Raw genomic sequence first — 24,492 nt, 5'->3', positions numbered from 1 at the left:
CTTTTTTGTACCCACGCAGGTAGGCGCAGGCAAGGCTAATCCTACACTTGATCCAGCTTATCGGCATAAAAGGCAATCGCCTTCCGGTACGCCTGGATGCCGCTGTCCGCGCTGGTTTCCGCCAGCTGTCCAAGGAGCGTCTCCATCGCAGCGGTGTGCTCGCCCAGATTGTACAAAGCCATGGCGTAGAAAACAGAAAATTCCCTGCGTTCGGGAAACTTCACCATCGCCTGCTTCAACAGCGCCTTCGCGTCCTCATATCGTCCCAGCGTACGGTATGTACTGCCCAGGCCAAGCATCGCCCCCGCCAGCTCTTCGTCCTGCAGCCCGAGCAAAATCGCCTTTTCATAATAGGGCACGGCGTCCTTCTCCAAGCCAAGTACATCATGGGTCCATGCCGTCTGGTACAAGATCAACGGATGATCAGGCTGATCCGCCAGCAGGGAAAGCCAAATTTCCCTGGACTTCTCGGCATTCCCCGACTGCCGGAGCGATACGGCGTTCCTGAAGGTGCGGCGCCCGGAAAAAACCTCTCTCCCGGCCCTGTAAACGATCAAATGGCCGTCGCGCAGGTGATCCTCCCGAAAACCGAGCCTCGTCAGCACCTTTTGCGAACGAGGATGATCCCTCTCCACATGGGCTTCGATTTCATCCAGCTTCATCACCTCAAAGCCGACCTTCATCAATTCTTCGAGCGCCTCAGGCATATAGCCGCTGCCCCAATACTCCGGAGACAGATCATAGCCCATTTCCGCCCTTTCCCTTTCGCCGTCCTTGACCCAGCAGTGGAATCCGCAAGTGCCCATAAACGCTTCGTTGTTACGGTCGAATATGGCATACCTGCAGCCGGAGCTGCGGGTGAGCGCAATAATTTCGTCCGCTTCCTCCATGCTCACCAAAGGCTCGATATCCATGAACCGGGTGACTTCCGGGTTGGAGAACAGCCGAAAGACGTCTTCCCGATCCTCCGGCTCAAGCGGCCTCAATTTCAGCCTTTCCGTATGCAGGACAGGGTACTGAACATCGCGCATCGATGGGCTCCCTTCATGTTTGAATTTCTTACAAAAACATTTTTACAAAAACACAGGATTGCCATATTGCTAAACAGCACTAAAAATATATATTGACAAAAATCTTATTTTTGTGTTATATTATAATATTTATTTTGACAACTGTGATTCCTATCCGTAATATAGACTCTGTCTTGAAATCCATGAGTTGGAATTAGGGGGGAATCGAAGGATGAGTACGAACCAAACCGCCGCAAGCGTGTATATGCTGGACGTATCCGCCGTCATGATGGGCAGCGTCAACACCGTTCACCCTGCAGTCATTACGGACGGAAACCATACGCTCCTGATTGACACCGGCTACCCCGGCCAATATTCCCTCTTGCGGGAAGCGATGAAGTCGCATGGCCTTTCGATCGATTCGCTTACCCATGTCATCATCACGCATCAGGATTTGGATCATATCGGCAGCCTGCCGGCCATACGCCAGCACGCCCCTCGTCCGGTCGAAGTCATGTCCAGCCAAAAAGAAAAACCCTATATTCAGGGTGAAAAGCGTCTGATCAAGGTAACCCCGGAGGCGATCGAACGGGCCAAAGCGGCTCTGCCTCCGGAAGTACCTGCTGAATGGCGCAAAGCCTTTATTTCTACGCTGGAGAATCCACCCCGGTCGCCTGTCGATACGATCATCCATGAAGACGAGGAGCTCCCCATCTGTGGCGGTATCGCCGTGATTGGCACACCGGGGCATACTCCCGGGCATATCAGTTTGTACCATCGGCCGACCCGGACGCTGGTCGCGGCCGACGCCCTTCGGGTCGTTGGCGGCGAGCTTCTTGGGCCGGATCCCGACGCGACCGTCGATATACCGCTTGCGATGCGGTCCATCGCCCAATTGGCTGCCTACGACATCGCGTCCGTCATCTGCTACCACGGCGGGAGCTATGATGGACCCGTTGTGCAGCGGCTAATGGAACTAAGCCGATCGCAGCGTTCTTTTTAGAAAGAAGGATCAACGGCCCGTTCGCAGCCTGCAACTTGAGTGCTGTAATAGTCGTAAGCTGTATGCATTTTCGCTATATATTCCGGATCCCTGCTGGAACAGGCAAAACGGATATCTCCTCCGCGCTGCGTTCCGGACGTTCCCGTTTTCTTAAGAATATAGTCCAGCCTCCGTACCGTCCCGGCGCTCCCGTCAATGATTTCAATATGCGGCGGCAGAATCTGCCTCAGAATCCGGGTGTAGAAGGGATAATGCGTACATCCGAGCACCAGGGTTCCGTATTCCTCCAGCCGGTAATTCGCAAATTTATCCAGAAAATACCGTGTCATCCTGTCCGGGTCGAACTCCAGCGATTCGCAGTATCCGACCAGCTCGGGGAGCGGCAGGGAGTCTACGATGCTGTGGTCATCCACCCTGGAAACGAGCTGGGTGTATTTAGACTGGTGCAGGGTCAGCGGAGTCGCCGCCACCAGCACCCTTTTCCCGGTTAGCCGGTTCATTTCCACCGCGGGCTTAACCGCAGGCTCCATTCCGATGATCGGAATGGCGTATTCCCTTCTCAGTTCCTCCGCCGCGGCACTCGTCGCCGTATTGCAGGCTATGACTAGCGCCTTGATCTCGTCCTGCAGAATCATGTCCACGGACTGACGGACATAATCCAGAACCTGATCCTTTGTCTTGGTTCCGTAAGGAACGTGAAGCGTGTCTGCAAAAAATAAAAAGTCTTCGTTGGGCAGCTGCTTTACGGCTTCAGACAGCACGGTCAGTCCGCCGAGGCCTGAATCAAAAAGCGCAATTCGCATGTTGTTCACCTGATTTTTCTTAATAATTGCTCCGGGCGCGTATAAATGGCTGCCCGGCGACGTTCCATCCGGGGCCGTCAGCCCCGGAGTTATTATATCATGTTGTCCGGGCGTCTTCTGGAAATCTGTAAACCATGCCGATAAAGAGCACGTTGCGCCCCCCTACCAACGAGTTGAACTCGCAGGTCTCCTTGAATCCTGCCCGGATGTATACCTTTGCGGCACGCTGATTGAATTTGGCTACCGCTAGGCGGATTCCCTTCCCGGGAAACTTGTCGGAAACATAAGCCATGCCTGCTTTTACAAAATCCAGGCCGGCACCATGGCCCGTCAGCTCGGGATTCATGCCCAATCCGTAGTCTACGCAGGTATCATCTTCGTACAAACCGGCCCCATAACCTCCGGCAACACGGGCCGAATTGCCCGTGCAGTAAAAACCGACCAGGTTTCCAGCGGAGTCCGACGCTGCTGCATAATCCCCGTTCATCAGCTCCAATATATCTTCTTCATCTGCTGCCATACTATAGAAGTCGTACGGCGCCGGATAGCGCCACGTGGATATCCGGGCGGCAACTTCCCGGGTCATCGGTTGAATCCGCATTTCCATGCTTCATGATTACCTTCCTTCAAGTTTTACTGCTCACCAAGTCCGCGGCCGATAAAATTGGCCGAAACCCTTGGCACATGAAGCTCCTTGGCCCAAACGGACAGCTGGCCCATATGATGAATTTCATGGGCGATAACGTGCTTCGCGACCTCCCCGTAACGCAAGGGCTCGGCGTGCCAGGCCGCCTTGACGATTTCCCTGTCCCGCTCAGGACTTCGGCTCAGAATCAGCGGACGAAGCTCACTCACGTAGCTGTCGGACAAGGCCCTTACTTCACTCAGGGTCGCGAAATCCGCGAATTTTGGTTCTGCAGTCTCCCTGCCTTCGGCAGCCAGCATCCAACTGTACTCGACGTCAGCGATGTGAAAAAAGGTTTTCAGGATGGAGCCAACTCCGCCCGTTCGCTCCTGCACCAGTTCTTCGTGGCTTAACTGTGCGCAGACATCAAACCATTCATCGCGTACCTGCCAATTATATAGAAAAAGGGATTTCATCTTTTCCTCCCGGCGCAGTGTTCCTGCGCTCATTCTTCATGTTATGAACCCGACGCTTGCCCCGACCGGGCGGGCCCCCGGGAAATCGTTCGGCAGCTTCAATTTCCTTGATTTATTTTTCCTGCGGCACGTTCTTCAATTGCTCGGCAATCATCCAGACATGTCCGAACGGATCCTTGATCTTGCCAACCAAGTCCCCGTGAGGCTGTGCGGCAACCTCCCTAAGCGTGGCCGCTCCCGCCGCAGTGGCTTTGTTCATTGTTTCCAATGCATCCTCAACGGTGATATACAAAATCACCGGCGTTCCACCGAGCGTTTCCGCTGCGGTATTATGCTCCGGGAATTCGTCCGCGACCATGAACATCGCGTCTCCGACCCGCATTTCGGCATGCGAAGTTTTCCCGTCTTCCGTAACCATCCGGTTCGCTTCCGTCGCGCCGAACACCGATCGGTAAAAAGAAATTGCGGCAGCGGCATTATGAACGGCCAACATCGGAATGATACTCAATGCCTGTCCCCCCCTAAAAAAGATCCTATCCGTTCTATTAATATAATCGCTTTTCGTAGCTTTCCGCCAGCGACCGTGCGACCTGCTCCTCCGTAACCTTTATTCCGCGCACATGATCCGCGATGATGGCCGCAGGATTCGGCAGGTTCTCCCGCTTCGGCCAAAGTTCCGGATCCCACAGCTTGGAGCGCTTGAAGGCTTTGGCACAATGAATATAGCACTCCTCGACCTCTACACCGATGCCTATTTGCGGAATCTTCCCCTGTGCGGACAGTTTCTCCATCAGCTCAGGCTCCGCAGTAATGCAGGCCTTCCCGTTAATCCGAAGCGTCTCCTCCAGCCCTGGAATGATAAAGATCAGCCCGGCACTCGGGTTCTGCAAAATATTTAGAAGCGAGTCATACCTCCGGTTACCGGGTCTCTCCGGAATGACCAGCCGCTTATCATCCAATATGTATACAAAGCCCGGTGCATCGCCGCGGGGGGATACGTCGCAGCTGCCGGCCGCATTACTCGTCGACAGGAACAGCAGCGGAGACTTGGAAATAAACTCGCGGCAGTGGGAATCCAAACGCATGATAACCTTGTTCCTGACCAGTTCGCTGGGAGGACTGCTCAGTGATCGAAGCTCCTCCTCCGATTGAATGATTGCCTTAAAAGGGCTTGCAGTCATCGCTCATCCCCCTGTTTCTCATTCATTTTGTATATAATGTAATCCAGCTTCTCCTCAACTCTCCTCAAGGCGGCATCGGAATTTCTGACATGCCTGCTGCCGTTGGATACGTATTTGAACAAGCTGAAGAAGAACAAAAGGATCAAGCCGATCACGACAAGCGAAAATACAAGGCTGAACACGTTAACCGACACTTCCAACGCACCTCCATGTACCTATTATAATCGTTTTGGACGGGGAAGACAGCCGGTACGGGCGCTAATACACTTCGGCTTTTCGGATCAAGCTTGTGATTTTGCCCCTTGCCCATGATATCATAACAAGTAGTACACCATTTACATAAAGGGAGATGAAGGATGTTGAAACAGGAACTCATGGACCGGTTAATCTCTTACGCCAGGGTGGAGACCCAATCGAATGAAGAAAGCAGCACCACGCCTTCGACCCCAGGGCAGCTTACCCTCGCGCGCATGCTGGTGGAAGAGCTGAATGCCATCGGCATGAAGGACGTCACGATGGATGAAAACGGCTACGTCATGGCCACGCTTCCTTCCAATACGGACAAGGATGGCGTGCCGACGATCGGCTTCCTCGCCCATGTGGATACCGCCACGGATTTTACCGGCAAAGGCGTCAATCCGCAAATCGTCGACAGCTATGACGGAGGCGAAATCGTTCTGAATGCAGGACTAGGCGTCGTCCTTTCCCCAAAGCTGTTTCCTGAGCTGCCTCAGTACAAAGGGCATACGCTGATCACGACGGACGGAACGACCCTGCTTGGCGCGGATAACAAAGCCGGCATTGCCGAAATCATGTCGGCGATGGCTTATCTGATCGGCCATCCGGAAATCAAGCACGGGACGGTCAGAGTCGCGTTTACCCCCGACGAGGAAATCGGCCGCGGCCCCGAGAAATTCGATGTTGCGGCGTTCAACGCCGATTTTGCCTACACCGTGGACGGCGGTCCTCTCGGCGAGCTGGAATACGAGAGCTTTAACGCAGCCAAGGCCAGCATCACGATCCAAGGCACGAACGTTCATCCGGGGACGGCGAAGAACAAGATGGTAAACTCGATCAAAATCGCTATGGAGCTGAATTCCATGCTTCCCCCGGAGCAGGCGCCGGAGCACACGGAAGGCTACGAAGGGTTCTATCATCTGCTCTCGCAGAACGGAGATACCGAACGCACAAAGATGGAATACATCATCCGTGATTTTGACCGGACGGAATTTGCCGCCAAGAAGGAGCATCTGACCCAGGTCGTGAAGCAGCTTCAAGCAAAATACGGCGAGGAGCGTGTCTCTCTTGACATGCGCGATCAGTACTACAACATGAGGGAAAAAATCGAGCCGGTGAAAGAGATCGTCGACGTGGCCTACGAAGCGATGGAAAGCCTGGGCATCACGCCGATCGTCAAGCCGATCCGCGGCGGAACGGACGGTTCCCAGCTCTCTTATATGGGGCTGCCGACACCGAATATTTTTACGGGCGGTGAAAACTTCCACGGCAAGTTTGAATACATTTCCGTCGACAATATGCTGAAGTCGGTACAGGTCATCATCGAAATCTTGAAGCGCTTTGAGGCAAAAGGCGTATGAGCATCGTTCCGGAGGGAAACAACCAGCGCAATATCGAACGTTTCTCCGGATACGGGGATACCTACGACCGCTACCGGCCCGCAGCGCCTCCTCTTGTGGCGTCCCTGCTGACAGGGTACCTTCAGCGCAAGCCGGAGCTGGTGCTCGATCTGGGCTGCGGCACCGGACTGTCCACGCTGGTCTGGAAAGAGCATGCGGACCAGGTCATCGGCATCGAGCCGAATGACGACATGCGCGGCGTCGCCGAGTCCAAGCTGGAACAGATGACGGACGCCGCACACATCCGCTTTATGGCGGGCTACTCCAACCAGCTTGCCATCGGCAGCGAAACCGCCGATATCATCACGTGCTCGCAGTCCTTTCACTGGATGGAGCCGGCGAGCACGCTGCTTGAGGCTGCCCGGGTGCTGAAGCCCGGCGGCATCTTCGCCGTCTACGACTGCGACTGGCCGCCGACGCTGCACTGGCAGGTGGAGCAAGCCTACGAAGAAGTGATCAACCGGGCCGACGGCATCATCCGCGAGCAGCACAGCCAAGAGAAGCAGGCTGTCAAAAGGGATAAGGAACAGCATCTCGCGAGCATTCAGGACAGCGGACATTTCCGGTTCGCCAAGGAAATCGTGTTCCATCATGCTGAGGATTGCGATGCAGACAGATATTTCGGCATCGCAATGAGCCAGGGCGGAGTTCAAACGGTTCTCCGGCTAAACCCGAAGGAGCTGGATGAAGACATTCAGCGGTATAAACGGATCGTCGATGATTTCTTCCAGGGAAGGATGCTGCAGGTTTTGTTCAGCTACCGGATGAGACTCGGCGTAAGATAAATCGTGAAGATGACAAAAAAATCAGGCCAAGCAGCCGGTTCGACGTTCCTCCACTGTTACGGGGAAAGAAATCGAACCGCTGACGCCTGATTTTTTTGCCTGCTTCTTCTTCATTCATCGCTGTGATGCTAACTAAGGTTCACATTCTTTAATCCGGAGAATCCAAACATGCAGTAAATCTTCATCAGCTAAATATCCCCCACTTGATTCACCTTGGCAACCGACAAGTAAACACTGACCAAGCCAATCAGGCCGAGCACACCGTATAACAGATCCACACTCAACGTAATATGAAGCATTCCGGCGAAATTTGGGAACTGCATGAGAAAAACGGAGCAAATCACGGTCGGAATGACAGCCCTCTTCCAGATCCCGAACAAAAACAGCGGAACGAAGCTGATCACGGCAACAACCGCGGAATGAACGATCGACCTGGCCGTAAACGCGATGATGTCTGCAAGCGTGGGCTGTCCGTGAATGACGTCGATGAACTGATCGAACACATAGGTCGTAATGCCGGATAAAATAAAAGATACGAGCGTAGACAAGAAAATCGCCAGGAAGATAAACCAAACTTTTGCCATAACCAGTTTCTTGCGGCTAATGGGATATCCGAATGAAAGTGACATCGTTTTATTCTTATACTCCTCGATAAATACGTGATTAATCATGGAGGCGCCGAACAGAACAAACCCCATTTGGATCGCTATCATCAGCTCCATCGCGCTTGAATAACTCTCCGCAAAATCCGTGAACGCTAAATCAGCCATGACCACTCTTAAAAAGAATACCGGAAGAAACATAAGGATCACCCAATAGATAATCACTTCACCGATAACCTTTTTCTGCTCTAATTTTCTCCACTCGAGCTCAATCAGCTTAGTCAATCTTATCGCCCCCCTGGATTTGGTGATAAAAATAGTCCTCCAACGTACTCGTGTGCTTCTGAATTTCCTCGATTTCAATATCGTCCGAGATCAATGTTTTCGAAATATCACTTGTGGATCGGGCCGTGTCGTATATACGAATCCTTGTATCCTTTACAATTTTGATGTTGGAAATTTGGAGCTTATGTTCAAGCAAATAGACCGTTTTCTGTACATTCGAGGTCACCAGTTCAATATAATCGGTCCGCAACTTCTGAATGTCGGCCAGTGCGACTTCATTCACCAGTTTCCCGTGCTGAATCATCCCGATTCGGTCAGCCATCTGCTCGATTTCACCCAGGATGTGACTGGACAGGAGAAAGGTGATGCCATATTCCTTGTTCAACATCCGGATTAATTCCCGCATGTCTTTAATCCCGATGGGATCCAGCCCATTGGTGGGTTCATCCAGAACAATCAGCTCAGGCTTCGTAATCATGGCCCGGACGATTCCCAGACGCTGCTTCATGCCCAGTGAGAAGTCCTTCACTTTCTTGTCATCAATCCCTTGCAAATTGACCATATCCAGCGCTTGGGTGATTGCCTTTCCATCATAAAACCCCAGATATTCACAGTGAATCCGCAGGTTCTCCATGGCTGTTAAATGCTCGAAAAATACTGGATATTCAATGATGCTCCCGACTCGCTTTAGTCCGTCCTTTGCAGATTCCGTAAGCTTCTTGCCAAATAACATGATTTCTCCGGATGTGGGGATGATGAGTCCCGTAAGCATTTTCATGATCGTCGTTTTACCGGCACCATTCGGTCCAAGCAAACCGTAGGTTTCTCCTTTTTTTACCGTGAGATTCACATTCGAGGTAATCGTTTTGCCTCTTACCGTTTTGGTGAGCTCATGGGTTCGAATAACGTCTTTCATCTGAGCTTGATCCTCCCGTCTAAATTCGTTCTTTGAATTACTTCTATCCTAGAGCATAGAATGGTTGATTTTTCTTACTCAATCCTTACATGTTTCTTAAGTTCGTAAAAAAGAGGCGTTCAGACAGAACACCTCTCGGGAAGATCTAATATGACACCTGTTTAAAAATGCACGTAAACGTCGTTTTCTCAAACGGTGTGCTCGTTAGCCGGATCGATCCTTTCATGGCTTCCGTTAAACGTTTCGAAATGCTAAGGCCTAGCCCGCTTCCCTGAAATTGCGGATTTCGGGCGTCATCCAATGTGTAGAGTCTTTCAAACACGCGGTCCTGATGGACTTCCGTAATCCCTTTTCCGCGATCCCACACGTCGACAGCAACCGATTCGCCTTCTTCCCGAAGCGTTAAACCAAACACGCCTCCGTCGCTTCCATATCGGATTGAATTTGATATTAAATTGCTCAAAATTCGATGCAAAGCATGCTCATTGCCAAGTATGTAAAGGGGACGCTCCGGAATGTCAAGCTCCACCCGAAGACCCCGGGATGACAGAAGCTCATAAAATTCGAGCACGCTTTGGCGGCAAATCTCATTGAGGGAAATTTTGCTGAGCGGGATTTCGTAGTCTTCCGACTCGATTTTTACCAGATCAAAAAACTGGTTAAGCAATCCGACCAGTTTGTTTACTTTATCGTTTAACCGCAGGATCACCTGCTTCCTCTCTTCTTCGGTGATCGATTCTTCCTGGTTTAGCTTTTCGGCATATCCCAGAATGACCGTCAGAGGCGTTTTCAAATCGTGGGACATGTTCGATATCATTTTCTTCAGACTATCCTTGGTTCTGGCATAATCTGCAATCACTCTTTGGTTATAATCCAGCAGACGGTTGATTTGGATGAGCAAATGCTGCACGGCTTGCTGGTCGGTTTGGATAAGCACCTTCTCGCCGGTTTGGTGTTCGATGATGTCTGTAATTTTATTGGATATTTCCTGTACATTCTGATTCCATGTTCTTCGGGAGACATACTGCCAGATATTCATCAGAAGCAAAACAGCACTCGCCGCGCTTAAGAAAAAAACCATCGGCTAGCCCCCCAATTTATATCCGATGCCCCAAATGGTGCAAATAAACTGGGGATTTGACGGATCTTCTTCGATTTTTTCACGAAGTCTGCGGATATGAACGTTAATCACATTTTCATTCCCGTAATAATCTTCTTGCCAGACGGATTGATAGATTTGCTCTTTGGTGAACACCCTGCTCTGATAAGTTAAGAATAATTTCAAAATATGAAACTCCTTGGAGGTGAGCGGAACGCTCTGACCTCGGACCAGCACAGAAAACGCATTTATATCAAGAGTGAGGTCCTTATAATGAATCCGATCCTCCGTCGGCTGATGATCCGTCCGGACGTATTGCGTTGCTCTGCGTATGGCGGCCTGCACTCTGGCAGTTAGCTCAATCATGGAGAACGGCTTGCTTAGATAATCATCTGCGCCAAAGCCAAGTCCGAGAGCCTTGTCGAGGTCGCTGCCTCTTGCGGAAATAATCATGACGGGAACGACGCTTTTTTCCCTGATCCGCTTCAGAACATCCATACCATTTATTTTAGGGAGCATTAAATCCAGCAAGACCAGATCAAACACCTCTTTATCAATAAATGATTCCGCTTCCTCTCCATCCAGCGCGATAAATACTTCATAGTTTTCCTGTTTCAAATGACTTTCTATCAGCTGGCTGATTTCCCTGTCGTCTTCAACAAGCAGAATACGCTTTGGCAAGTAGATCCCCCCGAGTACCTCGAAATTAGACCTGTGACATTCCTAGTTTACACTACTCTAGGCTTCCATTTCCGGATGAGCTGATTGGTCACTTCCGACAATAGCAGACCAAGGGCGATCGCGCCTGATATCATAAAAGCCTCGGCTCCCAGCTGAACAGCCTGGTCATATTGGTTCTCGACAGCGTTGCGCATCGCGTCATAGGCCGTTCCCCCGGGGACCAGCGGAATGATGCCCGAAACGCTGAACACGATGATCGGCGTGCGGTACCTTTTGGCGAACAAATGGCTGATCATCGTGACCCAGTAACTGGCGACCACGGTGGCCGTAATCCGCAGCACGTGCATATCCTGAAGCCAGATATACAGCAGCCAGCCGACCATTCCGGCAAATCCGCACTGCAGCAGCGCCTTTTTCGGCGTATTGAAGAGCATGCCGAACGCAGCGGATGCGATAAAACTCGTAACGAGCTGTTCAAAGTACATGCGGCACCCTCCTTTATTGAAATGACAGCATAAACGCGATGCCCGCCCCGATCGCAAAAGAAGTGATGAACGCCTCGGCCCCCTTCGACAAGCCGGAAACCAGGTGGCCTGCCATCAAATCGCGGATCGCGTTGGTAATCAGCAGCCCCGGTACGAGCGGCATGACCGAGCTGATGACGATAATGTCCAGGTCCCGCCCAAAGCCGAATTTGACGAACAGAACTGCGCAAAGGCCGATAGCCAGCGCGCCCGAAAACTCGGCGAAGAACTTGACCGGAATCATCCGCTGCAGCATCAGCATGCAGTAAAATCCGAGACCTCCGGCCACAGCCGCGGCCAGAAAATCGGGCCAAATACCATGGAACATGATCAGGAAACAGCCGCTGGCCAGTGCCGCCATCAGCAACCGCAGCCACAGCGGGTAAATATCACCTGTCCGCTGGATGTGTTCCAGCTCCCGGCGCGCTTCAGCGATCGTCAGCTCCCCTTTGCTGATGCGGCGGGATACGCTGTTCACGCGATCGATTTTATGCAAATTCGTCGTCCGGTCCGAAATCCGGTTCAGCCTCGTGATCGGCTGCGGATCCTCCATTGAAAAAATGAGTCCCGTAGGGGTCATGTAACTATGCGTTTTATCCACGCCAAAAGAAGCGGCAATCCGGACCATGGTATCCTCCACCCGGTACGTCTCCGCTCCGCTCTGCAGCATGATCTGCCCGGCCAGCAGGCATACTTTCATGATTTCGTGCTCCCTCTGGACCAAGTCTTCCAAAGCTTTTCCTCCCGTATGCGCAAAACCCTATTTTAGTTACAGTATAAACGGTTTGCCGGACAAAAACACGGACAAGCGCCACTTCCTCCTAATAGAGCTGAATCCTCCGGAATCGAAGCACCCTTCGGTTATTCTGGCTTGAATCCGATATACAGCAGATGAGAGGAAACACCTAGGATATATGGATCTTCTGCAGCCTCCATGACACGGTTCAGGAACCGCTGAAATTGTTCCGGACCGCGGCCCCGCCAGTATGCCCACTGCTCCTCGTTCATGGACTGCACCACGCTGCCGGATGCGATCAACTTCACGCTGTCGAAGCCGTGCCGCTCCATGAAGGGACGGATCTCATCAATTGGAAAATAATACGCTCCCGTAAACCGGCCATTGTCACTGTGGTTGAATACACCCGTTCTCATAAATTCATCAATGCCATCCATCGTATCGTTCGGCTTCCACAGCTCCGGATGCAGCAGCGAGTTCATCAAATGCCTCGTCCGGGTCATGAAGGCGACAAAAATAGTGCCGCCGGGTTTGACCACCCGGAACAGTTCCCGGGCTGCCTGAATCCGGTCTTCCTCCTGCTGAAGATGGTACAGCGGCCCAAGCATCAAAACGGCGTCAAACCGCCCGTCTTCAAATCTTCCAAGATCTCTTGCATCGGCCACGTGTATCCCTCGGAACCGATCCTCCAGCTTGCATTCCTCCACCTTGCCGGCAGCGAGGCCAACGAGACGTGGAGACAAATCGGTCAAAGTCACGTCATACCCTTCCTGCGCCAGCGCAACCGCATATTTGCCCGGTCCCGCTCCGTTGTCAAGGACATGCGAGCCCGGCTTCAAATGCTGTTTGATGAAATGCAGGTTGACCATAAATTCGACCGGCTCCCGATCCAGCCTCCCCCATTCGTCAAACTGATTATAGTAATCGATTATGGTTCCCAAACTTCTGCCTCCTTCTTTCCATGGACAGTGCCTTCGCATAAAATGCCTTCCAGTGCATCCATTCTTACAAGTGATGATAGGTTGCGTATAATACTTGATCGCCGTCTGACATGCCATTATAATAAATAAACAAGAACGCATGTTCTTGTCCGGAGATCTACTATCTTCAATATGTACATAAAAGACCTGTAAATATGGAGGAGATGAAACCATGAATCCCTGCTGCCAAAGCGCGCTGCATCATATAGACGTGGCAATCCGTTCCATTCTCAAGATCATGGATGGTCTGGATGAATGCGATTTGCCGAAGCGGCCGACCCCAGGCAAATTTTCCGTAGGCGAGCTGCTGGAGCATATCGCCATGCTGCCGCTCGCGGATTCGATCATTTCGGACGGTGCCACCCAGGAAGAGATGGCTGCATTTTACAGCAGAACATCGTATTCCACGAGCGCGCGCATCCGCCAAGCCTTAATAGATAACTATGAATCCCTCGCCCATAAATACGTCCAGCTGACAGAAGCCCAGCTTCAGGAAGAGATATCCTCATACTGGGGCGCATCGTACAGCCGGTTCGGCTGGCTGCTGGAAATTTTGGCGCATGTATACCATCACCGGGGTCAGCTTCATTCCATGCTCGTTCACGATTTGGGACATGACCCGCGCGTTCCTTTATTTGAGTAATACATAACTTTTCATTCAACTGCCGCATAGGCAAGGTTGACTTGCTCAAAATGTTCGACGACCGGGAAAGGGTCGTAGTAGTGGTGCAGCAGCCCTTTCCACCGAGCATAAGAATCGGACTGCCTGAATCCCTCCGTATGGTCCTCAATGGTTTCCCACTTTACGAGGAGAAGGTATTTATTGGGAACCTCCATACAGCGCTGAAGCTCGTGTCCGATGTACCCTTGCATGGAAGATATTATGCCCGAAGCCTCCCGGAAGGCTTGCTCAAATGCTTCACCCTGCCCCGGCTTCACCTGCAGCATCGCGGCTTCCAAAATCATATCGTTTCCTCCTAACTGGTCATATCGTATGAATGAGAGATGTACAGTCGGTTTGCAGCCTACAGCTTTTTGACGGATTCCGCGATCGTGATCTGATTTTCCTGATCCCACACATCATGAATCTCAAAGGTTCCCTCCTCGAAGAAGAGCGGAAATCTTTTGCGGAACCAAGGCTGCATTGGCAGCTCCAGTGCATCTTCAATCGTCACCCAGCGGAGCTCGCCTTCCGGCGGATCGGTGAGGAGTTCTCCCTCGTAGTCGTTGGCGACGTAATTGAACACCATGTAGCGGTAATTTTGGGCCGGATCGGCAAATTCGTCAATTCCTTTAAACTCCAGATCCTTTACCCGAAGTCCGGTCTCCTCCCATACCTCGCGGATCGCTCCGTCCGAAAGGCTCTCGGGGAACTCCACCTTGCCGCCGGGGCCGATATATCCCGGAAAACCGCGGTCATCAGGACGATTCAGCAGCAGAACACGGTCGCCGTCCCGCACCAGACACATCGTATACAGCGCGATCTCCACGGCTGCGGTTTTGGTAGTCTCCATTCCTTGCACTCCCTATTTTCTATGTTCTCTTCCTCATTTATTCCGGAATATAACATCCTGCGTGATTTCCGGGGCCATGTCGTACGCAGCACCCAATCCCTTTTCCGCGATAGCTTGTCTGGATACCTGCTTTAGCGTAATCGACCCAGTAAACTCTGATCGAAACAAAGGCGGGCTGACCGCTACGACGCCTTCGTCCACCCATCGGGCCTGTAAAGGCTTGAGCCCGGCGATCTCCGTCTCGATCCCTTCACGGTACCATGGATGCTCCTCTTCTTTGGACGCACCCGCCTCATTGAGACATACGTACAGCGACAGGCTGTCGCACAGCTTCAGCAGGTTAAAATGGCGCTCGACGCGGCTATCGTCCAATCCGATGAGCTGACTTTGAATCCGTTCCTGCCGAAGGAGCTCCTCCTTGTAAAACCGGGCGGCTTTCGGTTCTTCCGCATAACGGATCTGGTGGAACGACGCATAATGCATGCTGCAGAGCAGACCTGCATACGGATTCATCGCTTCCGCCTCATCCAGGCCGGCCCGGTACGAAGACAGCTTGGGCTCAAGCGGATAGTTGATAAAGGAAAACGGGCTGCTGCTTTCTGAATCCCATAGCGGATTCTGGTCCAAATATATCCAGCCGCGATCGTGCTGTGTAATGGCCAGCACCGCAGCTTCACGGTCCGATCCTGTCGGCATCCAATTCGGCAATAAATGCTCTGCTATCTGTCCCGATAACTTGGCATGATCATGCTGGCGAATCAGGACGAAGCTATCTTGTCGTTCTCGGAGAATCATCACATTCACCCTCCATCGGTTGGTGTTTTACCTAATATTATCTTTTCCTAACCCATTTTCCCAGCAAAAATTTATTTTAAGGGTCGACAACCATCCACAGCCTCTTCCTTCCAGCAGAAAAAAACCTCCAACCGAAACATTCCGGTTGGAGGCTCAATATCACATGGGGAAGGGGAAGAGCTGGTGTAGAAGTGGCGTTGCGGATTAAAAATCAGAGGTAGCGATTTGAATCGTACCGAACACCGGACCGGCAGCTGAAGCCAGCAGAGCGGCGACAAGCAGACGTTCCACCGACAGCGTCAAGCTGTTTGCCGCCGGGATCGTATACGTAACGACAGGGGCGTTGACGCGGGTGATGACAAGGTCAACCGGAAAAGCTGACGTGTTGTTCACCGTGACCGCAGCATTGATTCCGCCGGCAAGGTTCTCGTAGAACGATTTACCGACACCAGCGGCTAGCGAGTAGAACTGCTCTGGTAACAAAATAGCCATGTGACATGACCTCCTTTACCATTTGATAGATTATCCTATGCTTGAAATCTATCAATGCAACGATACTTGCCGCTAGATTGAAACACAATTTAATAGACAGCCCAAGCGCCTCTTGAACGATCCTGGCCGTTTCCTGCAGATCTAATCTCTATTTCAAATTCAGACGGAGACGGACCATATCCTGCACCTGGATTCCGTCTTCATAGATTGCTTCTTCATAATGTCGGATAAAAAAGCCCATGTCCACGCCCACGATCCGGAAACCGCAGCGTTGATAGAGTTTCAATTGAAGAAAGCTAGAGTTGGCCGTGCCGATTTCCACCGCGTGCGCTCCCTGCCTCCTGGCTTCTTCGATCGCGCTTTCGACCAGCATTTTGCCGATCCCTTTACCCTGCAAATCTTCCCGTACCGCAATATTCACGATTTCGACCGTTCTCGGATGCGTGTCGATCAGTACATACTCTCCCGCCAATTCGCCGTTCATATAAGCTCCATAGCCCCTGCCCCTGGCGACGTAATCATCAACCATCTCTTTGGATGGATCGGCAAGCAGCAGCAGGTCATAGGGAATAGCCTCACCGATTCCCCACGGTTGGATAGTTATTTTCATCTCGCCAATCACCTCTTTTTCGTCTCATGAGCCAAGCTTCTGATTAGACATTGCCATATGTAAAGTTTTCCTTTGCACCCTGGGAGCCGCTTGCTACAATAGAGAAGCTAATGTATCAGGACGGAGGATTAATCAAATCATGCGGTTACTGCATCAGGTCTCGTCAGAATGGAATCGCCTCAACCGGAATATCCGGCTTTTTTTTCTTGCCAATTTGCTGTATCAGATCGGGACAGGCATGTTCTCGGTGCTTTACAATCTTTATGTGCAAACGCTGGGTTACCCCGATACGATGAACGGCACCTTGGTGAGCGTCCAGTCGTTTGCGACGGCGCTTATATTCATACCGGTCGGTCTGCTGGGGGACCGTACCAGCCATAAACTGCTGTTAATGACGGGCGCTTTGTTTACCGGTCTGAGTTTCATGGGCAGGTCGCTAGCCAGCGGTGAATCCGCCCTGATCGTCCTGTCCGCTGCCGCCGGCCTGTTTGCCGCCTTCTTCCAGGTGATCGCCGTCCCGTTTCTGGCCGGGAATTCGGACAAGAAGCAGCGGCTGAAGCTGTTCAGCTACCACTTCTCCCTCGTGCTGGCTGCGCAGGTCATCGGAAGCAGCGGCGGCGGTTACCTGGCCGATGTGCTCCAGTCCGCCGGCTGGAGCAAAATTCAGAGCCTGCAGGCTGTACTGTTCACCGGGGGAGCGGCCAGCGTGCTTGCCTTTGTTCCCCTGATGCTGGTCCGGAAAAATCCGGCTGTCCAAGAAGACGCTTCGGCCGCTCTGCCCGAACCTGCCCTGTCCCATCCGCTCCAATCTTCAGCGCGGGAGGACTGGAGCGCCATCGCCAAATTTACGCTGGCCCAGCTGATTGTTGGGCTTGGCTCGGGGCTGGTGGTGCCTTATCTCAATCTGTACTTTACGAACCGCTTTGCCGTATCTCTTACGGCCGTCGGCATCCTGATTTCACTCGGCCAGGTCATGACTATCGTGTCGATGCTGATCGGCCCGTCGCTGGCAAGCCGCGTCGGACCGGTGAAGGCCGTGGTGCTTTTTCAGATGATGTCCCTGCCCTTTTTGCTGCTGACCGGTTTCACCAACCTGTTCGCGGTCGCTTGCTTCAGCTTCCTCTTCAGGCAGGCACTGATGAATGCGGCCAATCCTATCCAGTCTTCGATCACGGTTGACCGGGTATCCGATGCCCGCAGAGGGATCGCCAACTCGATGACGCAAACCGCGTTCATGCTCGGGTGGGCTACGATGGGGCCTGTCCAGTCCCATTTGCTTACCGCATACGGGATGTACTGGGGCTACGCACTGACTTTCAGCATGACCGGAATATTATACATCAGCGCATCGGCCATCTATTACTTTATGTTCAACGAGCGCAAGCAAAAGTCCGCCGCCCCGCAGGCGGCTAACCAGAACGCACCAGCCTGAATGCAGTGCATCGCTTCCTGCTGAAACTTTCCAGCTGCCATCACCGTCCCTCAAGACCGCAAAATGGGCCTGTGCATAGCGGAAGGAGCTCCTGCAGTTTGTTTATTGTCAGCGTTCCCTCCGGCAGCAGGGGATCTGCGTCGGTAGGCGTAGTGAGCAGCAGTACGGGACGCAGACCCGCCGCGGCGGCGCCCTGCGCATCCTTTTCAGGATGGTCACCGACAAACCAGCAGTTCTCCGGACGGGCCTGCAGCCTGCTCAGCGCCATAGCGTAAATTCGCCGGTCCGGCTTTTTGACCCCTGCTTCTTCAGAAACGATTACCGCATCAAAATAGTCTCTGAACTGCACTTGGTCCAGCTTGGCATACTGGGTTCTCGCCGAGCCGTTGGTGACCAACCCGATCCTGATCCCCCTGCTTTTCAGCTCCTGAAGCACCCGTTCCGCTCCGTCCATCGCAACGGTGCAGGAGGGAAACTCGGCGAACCAATAAGCGAGCAGATCTTCTGCGGTCGTCGCCTCCTCCCTCATTGGCAGCGTCCGCCTCATTTCCTCATACAGCTCCCTTTTTTCCCGATAGCCATTCCGGTCTGCGACACGCAGCTGTCCCACCAGCTTCCGGCGATCCTCGGGATTTTGCGCGGCAGCAAACCTGTCGATAAACCTTCGCGAAAACTGCTCAAACGCCAGTTTACGGTTCACCAGCGTATTATCCAAATCAAATAGAACGGCTTCCATAACCTCTACTCCCCCTAGTTAAAAAATCGGAAATGATTCAACTGGGTTTTGATTTGGTCGAATTTCTTCCGCACCGCACCCCTGTGATCGGGCAGCAGGGGAATATGGGCCATGCCCGCAATCCGCTCCGCTACTTGGCTTACCGATAGATCAACGGTATCGATATGCTCCCGGAATATGTCTTGGGATAGACCTTCAATACATCGTTCGGCCTGCTGAGCGCCCCATGAGTTTGATCGTTCCCCCCGGCTTTTTAAGCGCTGCAGGATGACTTCGCGAGGAGCGCATAACGCAAAATGCTTCACGGTCATGCCGTCCGTACGCAGTCGGCCGACGATTTCTTCAAAATAAACCGGATCAACCACGGTCATTGGAGCGATGATGACCCCTTCATATTCGCCAGCGATGTGCTTCAGCATGGCATAGTTGAATTCCCGCCATAACGGATATTCCTGAAAATCGGGCTTCTTGATGCTGGGCGGAATATTTTTGCGGATAAAATAGCCTGCATTCTCAGGATCGTACACGAAAGAATTCGGTATTCGGCGGTGAAGCTCGAAGGCGGTCTGCGTTTTTCCAGCGCCAAACGCGCCGTTTATCCATAGGATCATCGATCATCCCTCAACTTTGACGATATTTTGGAGATCTGTTCCTCAGATCCTTCCCATTATACACCAAAAAAACCGGCGGAGCGTCCCGCCGGCTTTTCCCACTCCATGTGCAGCAGCCTCCCGGATTACCCCGAGGAGGCTGATGATGTACCTATGCTGCACTTCCGCAAATCATCCCGTAAATTCCTGCACCCACTCGTTATTGTAAAAGGCGATCCCGATATGGGTGTAGCTTTTGTTCAGGATGTTGGCTTTGTGTCCCGGGCTGTTCATCCAGTCCTGCATCACCTGCTGAGGGGAGGTCTGCCCGTTGGCGATATTTTCTCCGGCCGAGTTGTACGTAATCCCGAATTCCTTCATCATGTCGAAGGGAGATCCGTGGGTCGGGGAGTTATGGTCAAAATACTTGTTGTCATACATGTCTTTGGCCTTGGCCATTGCCATGTTGGACAGTTTGGAATCCATGCTGAGCGCATCCAGGCCAGCCTTGGAGCGTTCCTGATTCACCAGATCGAGCACTTGTTGAGCGTATGCCGAAGCATCGCCGCTCGCAGGGGTCTGTTGGTTGTTTGTACCCGAAGGAGCCTGATTTTTCGGGGTTCCCGCAGGAACCTGATTGGCTGGCGTTCCCGCTGGCGTTCCGGTTGGCGTACCGGCTGGTGTTCCCGTTGGGTTTCCGGTTGGCGTACCGGCTGGTGTTCCCGCTGGGGTGGTCGGCGCTCCGGTCCGCGTACCGGATGGCGTTCCCGCAGGCTGCTGCGGCGAAGTCCCGGGTGCCGCTCCTGGCTGCTGAATCAGATTAAGCAAATCCGAGGTCAGATCGTTTTGATTGACTTGCTTGACGGTCAAATGAGACTTGCCGCCTCTGTCCGTGGACGTCGATGAGGCTGACGTGACGATTCGGGTCGGAGCCGCTTGATGGATATGGCTTGCACGGTTTGTCTGCTTGGTGTTCACCTGCTGGCGCGCCGTTGAAGCGCCGTGATCCGCGCAGCCTGTAATCAATACCAGAACGGCGATCATAACGATTTTTTTCATATGACGAGTGCTGCCTCCCTAATACGGTTGAATGTAAGATACCAGCTTAATTTTTCCGCATCAAAGAGGATTTATACCGGCAAAGTATGCTTATCCAGCGTATGGGTATAGTAACTAAAATATAATGATGATTCCAACGGAGAAGAACCTAACATGAATTCAGCTAACCAGAAACCGACAAACATCGATCCGAATCTGCCGCTAAGCCGTCATCTGGTAGACAATGAGCACATGCTAAAAACAATGTTCGAACGCTGCTCGGACGTCATATTCCGGGACGTTACCCTGCAAGGAGACACCAAACTGCTGTTTATTTACGTAGACGGTATGATTGACAAGGATATCATCCAGTCGGTCATCCTGAAGCCGTTAATATACGAAGGAATCCCCCAGGGGGTCGGCCCTATTGACAGCATTGCGCAAATGTGTGATCAACAGCTGTTCGCGGTACTGCAAACGAAGAAGGTCAACACGTTCCGCGATGCGGCAGATGATATTTTAAAGGGTCATTTGGCCATTCTGGCGGATGGGGAGCCCACGGTCCTTCTTACGGATGTCTCCGATTATGAAACAAGATCGATTGAAGAGCCTTCGACGGAATCGGCCCTGCGCGGAACCCGGGAGAGCTTCACCGAATCGCTGCGTACGAATACGACGATGCTGCGCAGAATCATCGTCACGCCGAACCTGAAGATGGAATCCTATAATATCGGCAAGCTGACCCAAACCGAGGTCGTTCTTGCCTATATTGATGGATTAGTTTCCACTTCCATGCTGGACGAGATTCGCTCAAGGGTCGAGCGGATCGATCTTCAAGGCGTGCTGGAATCAGGCTATATCGAGGAATCCATTGAGGACACCCACTACTCCCCTTTTCCGCAAATGCTGAGCAGCGAGCGGCCGGATGTCGTATCCGCAGGACTGATGGAAGGACGGGTGGCTGTATTGGTTAACGGGTCGCCGATCACCCTGGTCGTACCGATGACGTTCTGGGACGGCCTGCAAGCTCCCGACGATTATTACGAACGGTTTATGTATATCACCATGAATCGGTGGATCCGTTATTTGTTTGCCCTGTTTGCCATCCTGTTTCCGTCGGTTTACATCGCGCTGACCACCTATCATCCGGAAATGGTCCCCCCCAAGCTGATGCTAAGCATTACGGGACTAAGGGAACAGGCTCCATTTCCAACCGTCATCGAAGTATTTATTATGGAATTTATGTTTGAGGGACTGCGGGAAGCCGGAATACGGTTACCCCAGCAAATCGGTCCGCTCGTCAGCATCGTGGGGGCGTTGGTCATTGGGCAGGCTGCGGTACAGGCCGGGATCATCTCGGCGCCGATCGTCATCGTCGTATCGGCTGCCGGCATATCGTCGTTTGTGATCCCACGTTACCGGTTCGGCTACCCGATGCGGATGCTGCGCTTCCCGCTGCTCGTATTATCCGGAATTTTCGGACTTTTTGGCACAGCGATCGGCATGATCGCCATCTTGTCCCATCTGATCCATCTCACTCCGTTTGGATCGCCGTATCTTCAGCCCGTTGCTCCAACCAAGAAAAACCGGGCAAAAAATGTATTTTTGCGTTTGCCAAGAAAGCGGGCGAGTAAATCTTGAACTTTGAATGGATAAGGTGGAAGGTACAATGAAAAAAATTCTGCTTATTTTCTGCTTATTGTTTCTGTCAGCTTCGTCCACCGGCTGCTGGAACCTGAAAGAGCCCAACCAGCGTGCTTTTATTATCGGCGTCGGAATGGACATGACCGAGGACAAAGAGCTGGAGATTAGTTCGGAAGTCGCCGTACCCGCAGGTTTGGGCAGCAGCCAGGTTACGGGTGCGGGCAAGAAAAACACATATACGGTCGTGAGTGCGAAAGGAAAAGATTTTATGGATGCCGGGCAGCGTCTGCAGGCTGAGCTGTCGCGTTCCTTGTTTTATGCTCATCGTCAAACGATCCTGATCGGTCATCATATGGCCGAAGTGGGGCTGGATAAGTATCTCGACATGATCTTTCGCAACCCGAAATCGGAATTGCGTTCCGTCATCCTTGTGGTCAAGGATGGAACGGCGAAAGAAGTTATCAAAGCCGAGCCTACATTTGATCCGTTCATTAGTACGACACTTGGCAGTCAGCAATCTGCTCTTGGTATGAAGCCCTACTACTACCGGATGTTATTATGCGATGCCTTCAGCGAAGGAACCCAGCCGATCGTACCTGCCATCACAGCCGATCCTTCCCGAGGTTATGTATATGCCGGCTCTGCCATCCTGGACAAAGACCATGGAATTAAACTCGTCGGTTACCTGAATCCGGAGGAATCGATGTACGATAACTGGATAATGGGAAAGCAAAAAAACCTCACGTTCACCACCTCTATCGGAAAGAGGAACGAGACGATCAGTATAGCAGTCCAATCCCTAAAGCACCGCACAAGGATAAAAATGGTGAAGCACCGGCCGCAGATTTACATATCGCTGCACGGCATCGGCAGCATTGTTGAAAACAATTCGTCACTTGATCCTTCCAGGGAAGATGATCTCAAAACCATTCAAACCAAGCTGAGCCAGGAAGCGGAGAAGAAGGTTCGCAAACTGGTCGATAAGGCGCAGCACCAATATAAGATCGACATATTTGGAATTGGGGAACATGTTCACAGGCAGCACCCGGAGATATGGAAAACGCTCAAACCGCATTGGCGCGAAACGTTCCCCGAACTGCCGATCACTGTATCGGTGCATCTCCGGTACAGGGATCCGGGTCAAACCAATTCTTCGCTGTAGATCATGAGTAATAAGGGAATCCCATCGGAAAGGAGGAAAGCTATGAAGCTGACCGGATCGCAAATTTTTTGGACCTTAAGCACCGTAGAAATCATCATGGCTGTCTGGTTAAGAGTGTCACCTGCCATTGAAACAGCCAAGCAGGACGCGTGGATGTCCATGATCATTGCCGGTGCGATCGGGCTGGCCATCACGTATCTGGTCACGCATGTCAGCTTACTCCATCCCGGAGAAACCTTAACGCAGTTCAGCCGTAAGCTGCTTGGCGGCTGGATCGGAAGAATCGTGATCCTTCCCTATTTCGTGGCCTGGTTCCTGTTATCCGGGGATGTGCTCCGCTCCTTCGCGGATTTCATCCATCTGACGATCCTGGACCGGACTCCCATCTGGATTCTCATGGTCATGATACTGGCTTTGGCCGTTTATCTGACCGGCATCAGCGGGATTACCGGCATCGGCCGATTTTGCGAACTGGCCGGACCCGTGACGTTCATTACGCTGATCCTCACTTTTTTGCTGAACGCCATGAACACGAAGCTTCTCCACATCCTGCCGATCGTGGGCGACTCAAGCTGGCAAGAGGTTTTCAAGGCGTCGCTGCCGCCCGCTTCTTTTTTTGGGGAATCGTTTATGCTGTTGGTCCTTCTCGCGTTTATATCCAGCAAAAAAAAAATAATCGTCAAAGCACTGTCGAGCATCGTGTTCACCTCCATCATGGTCATGTTAGCCACGGTCATGGTGCTGCTCGTGTTCGGCCCCTACGTTGGAATGGAGCTGAGGTTCTCTTACTTTATGCTGGTACGCAGCATAAACATCCTGAACTTTATTCAAAATGTCGATGTACTCGTGATTTTCATTTGGATTTTTGGCGTCTTCGCCAAGATCTCCCTTTACTTGTTTATCACGAGCTATGAGATGGCCCAGTGGCTTCACGTGAAAAATTGGAAAAAACTCATGTGGTTTTGTGCACCGGCCATCTTCATCATTGCGCTGTTGATTCCGAATGAAGCCAGCATTATGATGCTTCAGAAGCTGTGGGAGCGGATTGTCATTCCGGTCTGTGCGATCGCCATTCCGCTCTTTCTGTGGATGATGACGGTCATGAGGAGAAAAATCACGAAACACTGAAACCAGCT

The 24,492-nt window shown here is 52.1% G+C and carries 30 protein-coding genes; 8 read left to right on the top strand and 22 right to left on the bottom strand.

The window, feature by feature from the left end:
• Positions 1 to 41: 41 nt before the first annotated feature.
• Entirely contained in the window at positions 42 to 1,031 is a 990-nt protein-coding gene (locus tag FHS19_RS35450; protein WP_312887142.1) for a tetratricopeptide repeat protein, read from the bottom strand.
• A 211-nt stretch (positions 1,032 to 1,242) separates the two neighbouring features.
• Here FHS19_RS35450 and FHS19_RS03430 point away from each other — a divergent pair, with 211 nt between their 5' ends.
• Positions 1,243 to 2,013, top strand: a complete 771-nt coding sequence (locus tag FHS19_RS03430) for an MBL fold metallo-hydrolase (protein WP_246426406.1) — start codon at positions 1,243 to 1,245, stop codon at positions 2,011 to 2,013.
• Here the strand turns inward: FHS19_RS03430 and murI are convergent.
• The 6 genes from murI to FHS19_RS03400 form a co-directional block, all read right to left on the bottom strand.
• Complete coding sequence (gene murI / locus FHS19_RS03425; protein WP_183578592.1) at positions 2,010 to 2,816, bottom strand: glutamate racemase; 807 nt, start codon at positions 2,814 to 2,816, stop codon at positions 2,010 to 2,012. The two genes, FHS19_RS03430 and murI, sit on opposite strands and share 4 nt — an antisense overlap.
• A gap of 97 nt (positions 2,817 to 2,913) precedes the next feature.
• A complete protein-coding gene (locus FHS19_RS03420; RefSeq protein ID WP_183578588.1) occupies positions 2,914 to 3,423 on the bottom strand; it encodes a GNAT family N-acetyltransferase in 510 nt (169 codons plus the stop codon).
• Between the two features lie 26 nt (positions 3,424 to 3,449).
• Complete coding sequence (locus tag FHS19_RS03415) at positions 3,450 to 3,917, bottom strand: DinB family protein (protein WP_183578585.1); 468 nt, start codon at positions 3,915 to 3,917, stop codon at positions 3,450 to 3,452.
• Between the two features lie 112 nt (positions 3,918 to 4,029).
• Positions 4,030 to 4,425 carry a VOC family protein gene (locus tag FHS19_RS03410; protein ID WP_183578582.1) on the bottom strand — a complete coding sequence of 132 codons (396 nt, stop codon included), beginning with the start codon at positions 4,423 to 4,425 and terminating at the stop codon, positions 4,030 to 4,032.
• Positions 4,426 to 4,462: 37 nt separating this feature from the next.
• Positions 4,463 to 5,098 (bottom strand): pyridoxamine 5'-phosphate oxidase family protein, encoded by a 636-nt coding sequence (locus FHS19_RS03405; RefSeq protein WP_183578579.1) that lies wholly within the window; start codon positions 5,096 to 5,098, stop codon positions 4,463 to 4,465.
• Complete coding sequence (locus FHS19_RS03400) at positions 5,095 to 5,292, bottom strand: hypothetical protein (protein ID WP_183578576.1); 198 nt, start codon at positions 5,290 to 5,292, stop codon at positions 5,095 to 5,097. Before FHS19_RS03400 ends, FHS19_RS03405 begins: the two co-directional genes overlap by 4 nt.
• A 180-nt stretch (positions 5,293 to 5,472) precedes the next feature.
• Between FHS19_RS03400 and pepT the strand changes: the two genes are divergently transcribed.
• Together pepT and FHS19_RS03390 are read left to right on the top strand one after the other, a co-directional pair.
• Positions 5,473 to 6,696, top strand: a complete 1,224-nt coding sequence (gene pepT, locus FHS19_RS03395; protein ID WP_376771833.1) for a peptidase T — start codon at positions 5,473 to 5,475, stop codon at positions 6,694 to 6,696.
• Between the two features lie 2 nt (positions 6,697 to 6,698).
• The gene (locus FHS19_RS03390; RefSeq protein WP_183581384.1) at positions 6,699 to 7,520 is read left to right on the top strand and encodes a class I SAM-dependent methyltransferase; all 822 of its coding nucleotides are present in this window, start codon (positions 6,699 to 6,701) and stop codon (positions 7,518 to 7,520) included.
• Positions 7,521 to 7,708: 188 nt separating this feature from the next.
• Here the strand turns inward: FHS19_RS03390 and FHS19_RS03385 are convergent, their stop codons facing one another.
• The 7 genes from FHS19_RS03385 to FHS19_RS03355 form a co-directional block, all read right to left on the bottom strand.
• Positions 7,709 to 8,407, bottom strand: a complete 699-nt coding sequence (locus tag FHS19_RS03385; RefSeq protein ID WP_183578573.1) for an ABC transporter permease — start codon at positions 8,405 to 8,407, stop codon at positions 7,709 to 7,711.
• Positions 8,400 to 9,323, bottom strand: a complete 924-nt coding sequence (locus FHS19_RS03380; protein ID WP_183578570.1) for an ABC transporter ATP-binding protein — start codon at positions 9,321 to 9,323, stop codon at positions 8,400 to 8,402. The genes FHS19_RS03385 and FHS19_RS03380 overlap by 8 nt, the downstream gene beginning before the upstream one ends.
• 145 nt (positions 9,324 to 9,468) lie before the next feature.
• Positions 9,469 to 10,404 (bottom strand): sensor histidine kinase, encoded by a 936-nt coding sequence (locus FHS19_RS03375; RefSeq protein WP_183578567.1) that lies wholly within the window; start codon positions 10,402 to 10,404, stop codon positions 9,469 to 9,471.
• Between the two features lie 3 nt (positions 10,405 to 10,407).
• Positions 10,408 to 11,103, bottom strand: coding sequence for a response regulator transcription factor (locus tag FHS19_RS03370; RefSeq protein WP_281382316.1), 696 nt, complete (start codon positions 11,101 to 11,103; stop codon positions 10,408 to 10,410).
• 47 nt (positions 11,104 to 11,150) lie between these two features.
• Positions 11,151 to 11,588, bottom strand: a complete 438-nt coding sequence (locus FHS19_RS03365; protein WP_183578564.1) for a threonine/serine exporter family protein — start codon at positions 11,586 to 11,588, stop codon at positions 11,151 to 11,153.
• Positions 11,589 to 11,601: 13 nt separating this feature from the next.
• Positions 11,602 to 12,360, bottom strand: coding sequence for a threonine/serine exporter family protein (locus FHS19_RS03360; RefSeq protein WP_183578561.1), 759 nt, complete (start codon positions 12,358 to 12,360; stop codon positions 11,602 to 11,604).
• A gap of 128 nt (positions 12,361 to 12,488) precedes the next feature.
• Positions 12,489 to 13,304, bottom strand: coding sequence for a class I SAM-dependent methyltransferase (locus FHS19_RS03355; RefSeq protein ID WP_183578558.1), 816 nt, complete (start codon positions 13,302 to 13,304; stop codon positions 12,489 to 12,491).
• Between the two features lie 211 nt (positions 13,305 to 13,515).
• On the opposite strand from FHS19_RS03355, the gene FHS19_RS03350 reads away from it, so the two are divergent.
• Entirely contained in the window at positions 13,516 to 13,986 is a 471-nt protein-coding gene (locus FHS19_RS03350; protein ID WP_183578555.1) for a DinB family protein, read from the top strand.
• An 11-nt stretch (positions 13,987 to 13,997) separates the two neighbouring features.
• On the opposite strand, the gene FHS19_RS03345 is transcribed toward FHS19_RS03350, so the two are convergent.
• From FHS19_RS03345 to FHS19_RS03325, 5 genes are all read right to left on the bottom strand, one after another.
• Positions 13,998 to 14,309: an antibiotic biosynthesis monooxygenase family protein gene (locus FHS19_RS03345; RefSeq protein WP_183578552.1), complete on the bottom strand. Its 312-nt coding sequence runs from the start codon at positions 14,307 to 14,309 to the stop codon at positions 13,998 to 14,000.
• Positions 14,310 to 14,368: 59 nt separating this feature from the next.
• Positions 14,369 to 14,857: an 8-oxo-dGTP diphosphatase gene (locus FHS19_RS03340; RefSeq protein ID WP_183578549.1), complete on the bottom strand. Its 489-nt coding sequence runs from the start codon at positions 14,855 to 14,857 to the stop codon at positions 14,369 to 14,371.
• A gap of 33 nt (positions 14,858 to 14,890) precedes the next feature.
• Positions 14,891 to 15,652, bottom strand: coding sequence for a DUF3891 family protein (locus tag FHS19_RS03335; protein ID WP_183578546.1), 762 nt, complete (start codon positions 15,650 to 15,652; stop codon positions 14,891 to 14,893).
• A gap of 204 nt (positions 15,653 to 15,856) precedes the next feature.
• Entirely contained in the window at positions 15,857 to 16,144 is a 288-nt protein-coding gene (locus FHS19_RS03330; protein WP_076167812.1) for a hypothetical protein, read from the bottom strand.
• 148 nt (positions 16,145 to 16,292) lie between these two features.
• Positions 16,293 to 16,754 carry a GNAT family N-acetyltransferase gene (locus tag FHS19_RS03325; RefSeq protein WP_183578543.1) on the bottom strand — a complete coding sequence of 154 codons (462 nt, stop codon included), beginning with the start codon at positions 16,752 to 16,754 and terminating at the stop codon, positions 16,293 to 16,295.
• A 139-nt stretch (positions 16,755 to 16,893) separates the two neighbouring features.
• Here FHS19_RS03325 and FHS19_RS03320 point away from each other — a divergent pair, with 139 nt between their 5' ends.
• Complete coding sequence (locus FHS19_RS03320) at positions 16,894 to 18,186, top strand: MFS transporter (protein WP_183578540.1); 1,293 nt, start codon at positions 16,894 to 16,896, stop codon at positions 18,184 to 18,186.
• A 40-nt stretch (positions 18,187 to 18,226) separates the two neighbouring features.
• Here the strand turns inward: FHS19_RS03320 and FHS19_RS03315 are convergent, their stop codons facing one another.
• The 3 genes from FHS19_RS03315 to FHS19_RS03305 all read right to left on the bottom strand — a co-directional run bounded on the left by FHS19_RS03315 (position 18,227) and on the right by FHS19_RS03305 (position 20,571).
• A complete protein-coding gene (locus FHS19_RS03315; RefSeq protein ID WP_183578537.1) occupies positions 18,227 to 18,922 on the bottom strand; it encodes an HAD family hydrolase in 696 nt (231 codons plus the stop codon).
• Positions 18,923 to 18,936: 14 nt separating this feature from the next.
• The gene (locus tag FHS19_RS03310) at positions 18,937 to 19,533 is read right to left on the bottom strand and encodes an AAA family ATPase (protein WP_183578534.1); all 597 of its coding nucleotides are present in this window, start codon (positions 19,531 to 19,533) and stop codon (positions 18,937 to 18,939) included.
• A gap of 171 nt (positions 19,534 to 19,704) precedes the next feature.
• Complete coding sequence (locus tag FHS19_RS03305) at positions 19,705 to 20,571, bottom strand: CAP domain-containing protein (protein ID WP_183578531.1); 867 nt, start codon at positions 20,569 to 20,571, stop codon at positions 19,705 to 19,707.
• Between the two features lie 153 nt (positions 20,572 to 20,724).
• On the opposite strand from FHS19_RS03305, the gene FHS19_RS03300 reads away from it, so the two are divergent.
• The 3 genes from FHS19_RS03300 to FHS19_RS03290 are packed head-to-tail and all read left to right on the top strand — an operon-like array spanning position 20,725 to position 24,484.
• Positions 20,725 to 22,191, top strand: coding sequence for a spore germination protein (locus FHS19_RS03300; protein ID WP_183578528.1), 1,467 nt, complete (start codon positions 20,725 to 20,727; stop codon positions 22,189 to 22,191).
• Positions 22,192 to 22,219: 28 nt separating this feature from the next.
• The gene (locus FHS19_RS03295) at positions 22,220 to 23,356 is read left to right on the top strand and encodes a Ger(x)C family spore germination protein (protein ID WP_183578525.1); all 1,137 of its coding nucleotides are present in this window, start codon (positions 22,220 to 22,222) and stop codon (positions 23,354 to 23,356) included.
• A gap of 42 nt (positions 23,357 to 23,398) precedes the next feature.
• Positions 23,399 to 24,484, top strand: coding sequence for a GerAB/ArcD/ProY family transporter (locus FHS19_RS03290; protein WP_183578522.1), 1,086 nt, complete (start codon positions 23,399 to 23,401; stop codon positions 24,482 to 24,484).
• Positions 24,485 to 24,492 lie beyond the last annotated feature (8 nt).

It is taken from the genome of Paenibacillus rhizosphaerae (assembly GCF_014192015.1).
Lineage (GTDB): Bacteria > Bacillota > Bacilli > Paenibacillales > Paenibacillaceae > Paenibacillus_AQ > Paenibacillus_AQ rhizosphaerae.
This window is presented reverse-complemented; position numbering and strand designations above follow the sequence as displayed.

What these genes read in the sequence shown, in the direction of transcription:
- pepT (WP_376771833.1), top strand. Translation starts at nt 5,473, where the DNA reads ATGGACCGGTTAATCTCTTACGCCAGGGTGGAGACCCAATCGAATGAA.
- FHS19_RS03290 (WP_183578522.1), top strand. Translation starts at nt 23,399, where the DNA reads ATGAAGCTGACCGGATCGCAAATTTTTTGGACCTTAAGCACCGTAGAA.
- FHS19_RS03340 (WP_183578549.1), bottom strand. Translation starts at nt 14,857, where the DNA reads ATGGAGACTACCAAAACCGCAGCCGTGGAGATCGCGCTGTATACGATG.
- FHS19_RS03325 (WP_183578543.1), bottom strand. Translation starts at nt 16,754, where the DNA reads ATGAAAATAACTATCCAACCGTGGGGAATCGGTGAGGCTATTCCCTAT.
- FHS19_RS03350 (WP_183578555.1), top strand. Translation starts at nt 13,516, where the DNA reads ATGAATCCCTGCTGCCAAAGCGCGCTGCATCATATAGACGTGGCAATC.
- FHS19_RS03335 (WP_183578546.1), bottom strand. Translation starts at nt 15,652, where the DNA reads ATGATTCTCCGAGAACGACAAGATAGCTTCGTCCTGATTCGCCAGCAT.
- FHS19_RS03305 (WP_183578531.1), bottom strand. Translation starts at nt 20,571, where the DNA reads ATGAAAAAAATCGTTATGATCGCCGTTCTGGTATTGATTACAGGCTGC.
- FHS19_RS03380 (WP_183578570.1), bottom strand. Translation starts at nt 9,323, where the DNA reads ATGAAAGACGTTATTCGAACCCATGAGCTCACCAAAACGGTAAGAGGC.
- FHS19_RS03300 (WP_183578528.1), top strand. Translation starts at nt 20,725, where the DNA reads ATGAATTCAGCTAACCAGAAACCGACAAACATCGATCCGAATCTGCCG.
- FHS19_RS03320 (WP_183578540.1), top strand. Translation starts at nt 16,894, where the DNA reads ATGCGGTTACTGCATCAGGTCTCGTCAGAATGGAATCGCCTCAACCGG.
- FHS19_RS03405 (WP_183578579.1), bottom strand. Translation starts at nt 5,098, where the DNA reads ATGACTGCAAGCCCTTTTAAGGCAATCATTCAATCGGAGGAGGAGCTT.
- FHS19_RS35450 (WP_312887142.1), bottom strand. Translation starts at nt 1,031, where the DNA reads ATGCGCGATGTTCAGTACCCTGTCCTGCATACGGAAAGGCTGAAATTG.
- FHS19_RS03430 (WP_246426406.1), top strand. Translation starts at nt 1,243, where the DNA reads ATGAGTACGAACCAAACCGCCGCAAGCGTGTATATGCTGGACGTATCC.
- FHS19_RS03365 (WP_183578564.1), bottom strand. Translation starts at nt 11,588, where the DNA reads ATGTACTTTGAACAGCTCGTTACGAGTTTTATCGCATCCGCTGCGTTC.
- FHS19_RS03375 (WP_183578567.1), bottom strand. Translation starts at nt 10,404, where the DNA reads ATGGTTTTTTTCTTAAGCGCGGCGAGTGCTGTTTTGCTTCTGATGAAT.
- FHS19_RS03330 (WP_076167812.1), bottom strand. Translation starts at nt 16,144, where the DNA reads ATGGCTATTTTGTTACCAGAGCAGTTCTACTCGCTAGCCGCTGGTGTC.
- FHS19_RS03295 (WP_183578525.1), top strand. Translation starts at nt 22,220, where the DNA reads ATGAAAAAAATTCTGCTTATTTTCTGCTTATTGTTTCTGTCAGCTTCG.
- FHS19_RS03415 (WP_183578585.1), bottom strand. Translation starts at nt 3,917, where the DNA reads ATGAAATCCCTTTTTCTATATAATTGGCAGGTACGCGATGAATGGTTT.
- FHS19_RS03420 (WP_183578588.1), bottom strand. Translation starts at nt 3,423, where the DNA reads ATGGAAATGCGGATTCAACCGATGACCCGGGAAGTTGCCGCCCGGATA.
- FHS19_RS03315 (WP_183578537.1), bottom strand. Translation starts at nt 18,922, where the DNA reads ATGGAAGCCGTTCTATTTGATTTGGATAATACGCTGGTGAACCGTAAA.
- murI (WP_183578592.1), bottom strand. Translation starts at nt 2,816, where the DNA reads ATGCGAATTGCGCTTTTTGATTCAGGCCTCGGCGGACTGACCGTGCTG.
- FHS19_RS03310 (WP_183578534.1), bottom strand. Translation starts at nt 19,533, where the DNA reads ATGATCCTATGGATAAACGGCGCGTTTGGCGCTGGAAAAACGCAGACC.
- FHS19_RS03345 (WP_183578552.1), bottom strand. Translation starts at nt 14,309, where the DNA reads ATGATTTTGGAAGCCGCGATGCTGCAGGTGAAGCCGGGGCAGGGTGAA.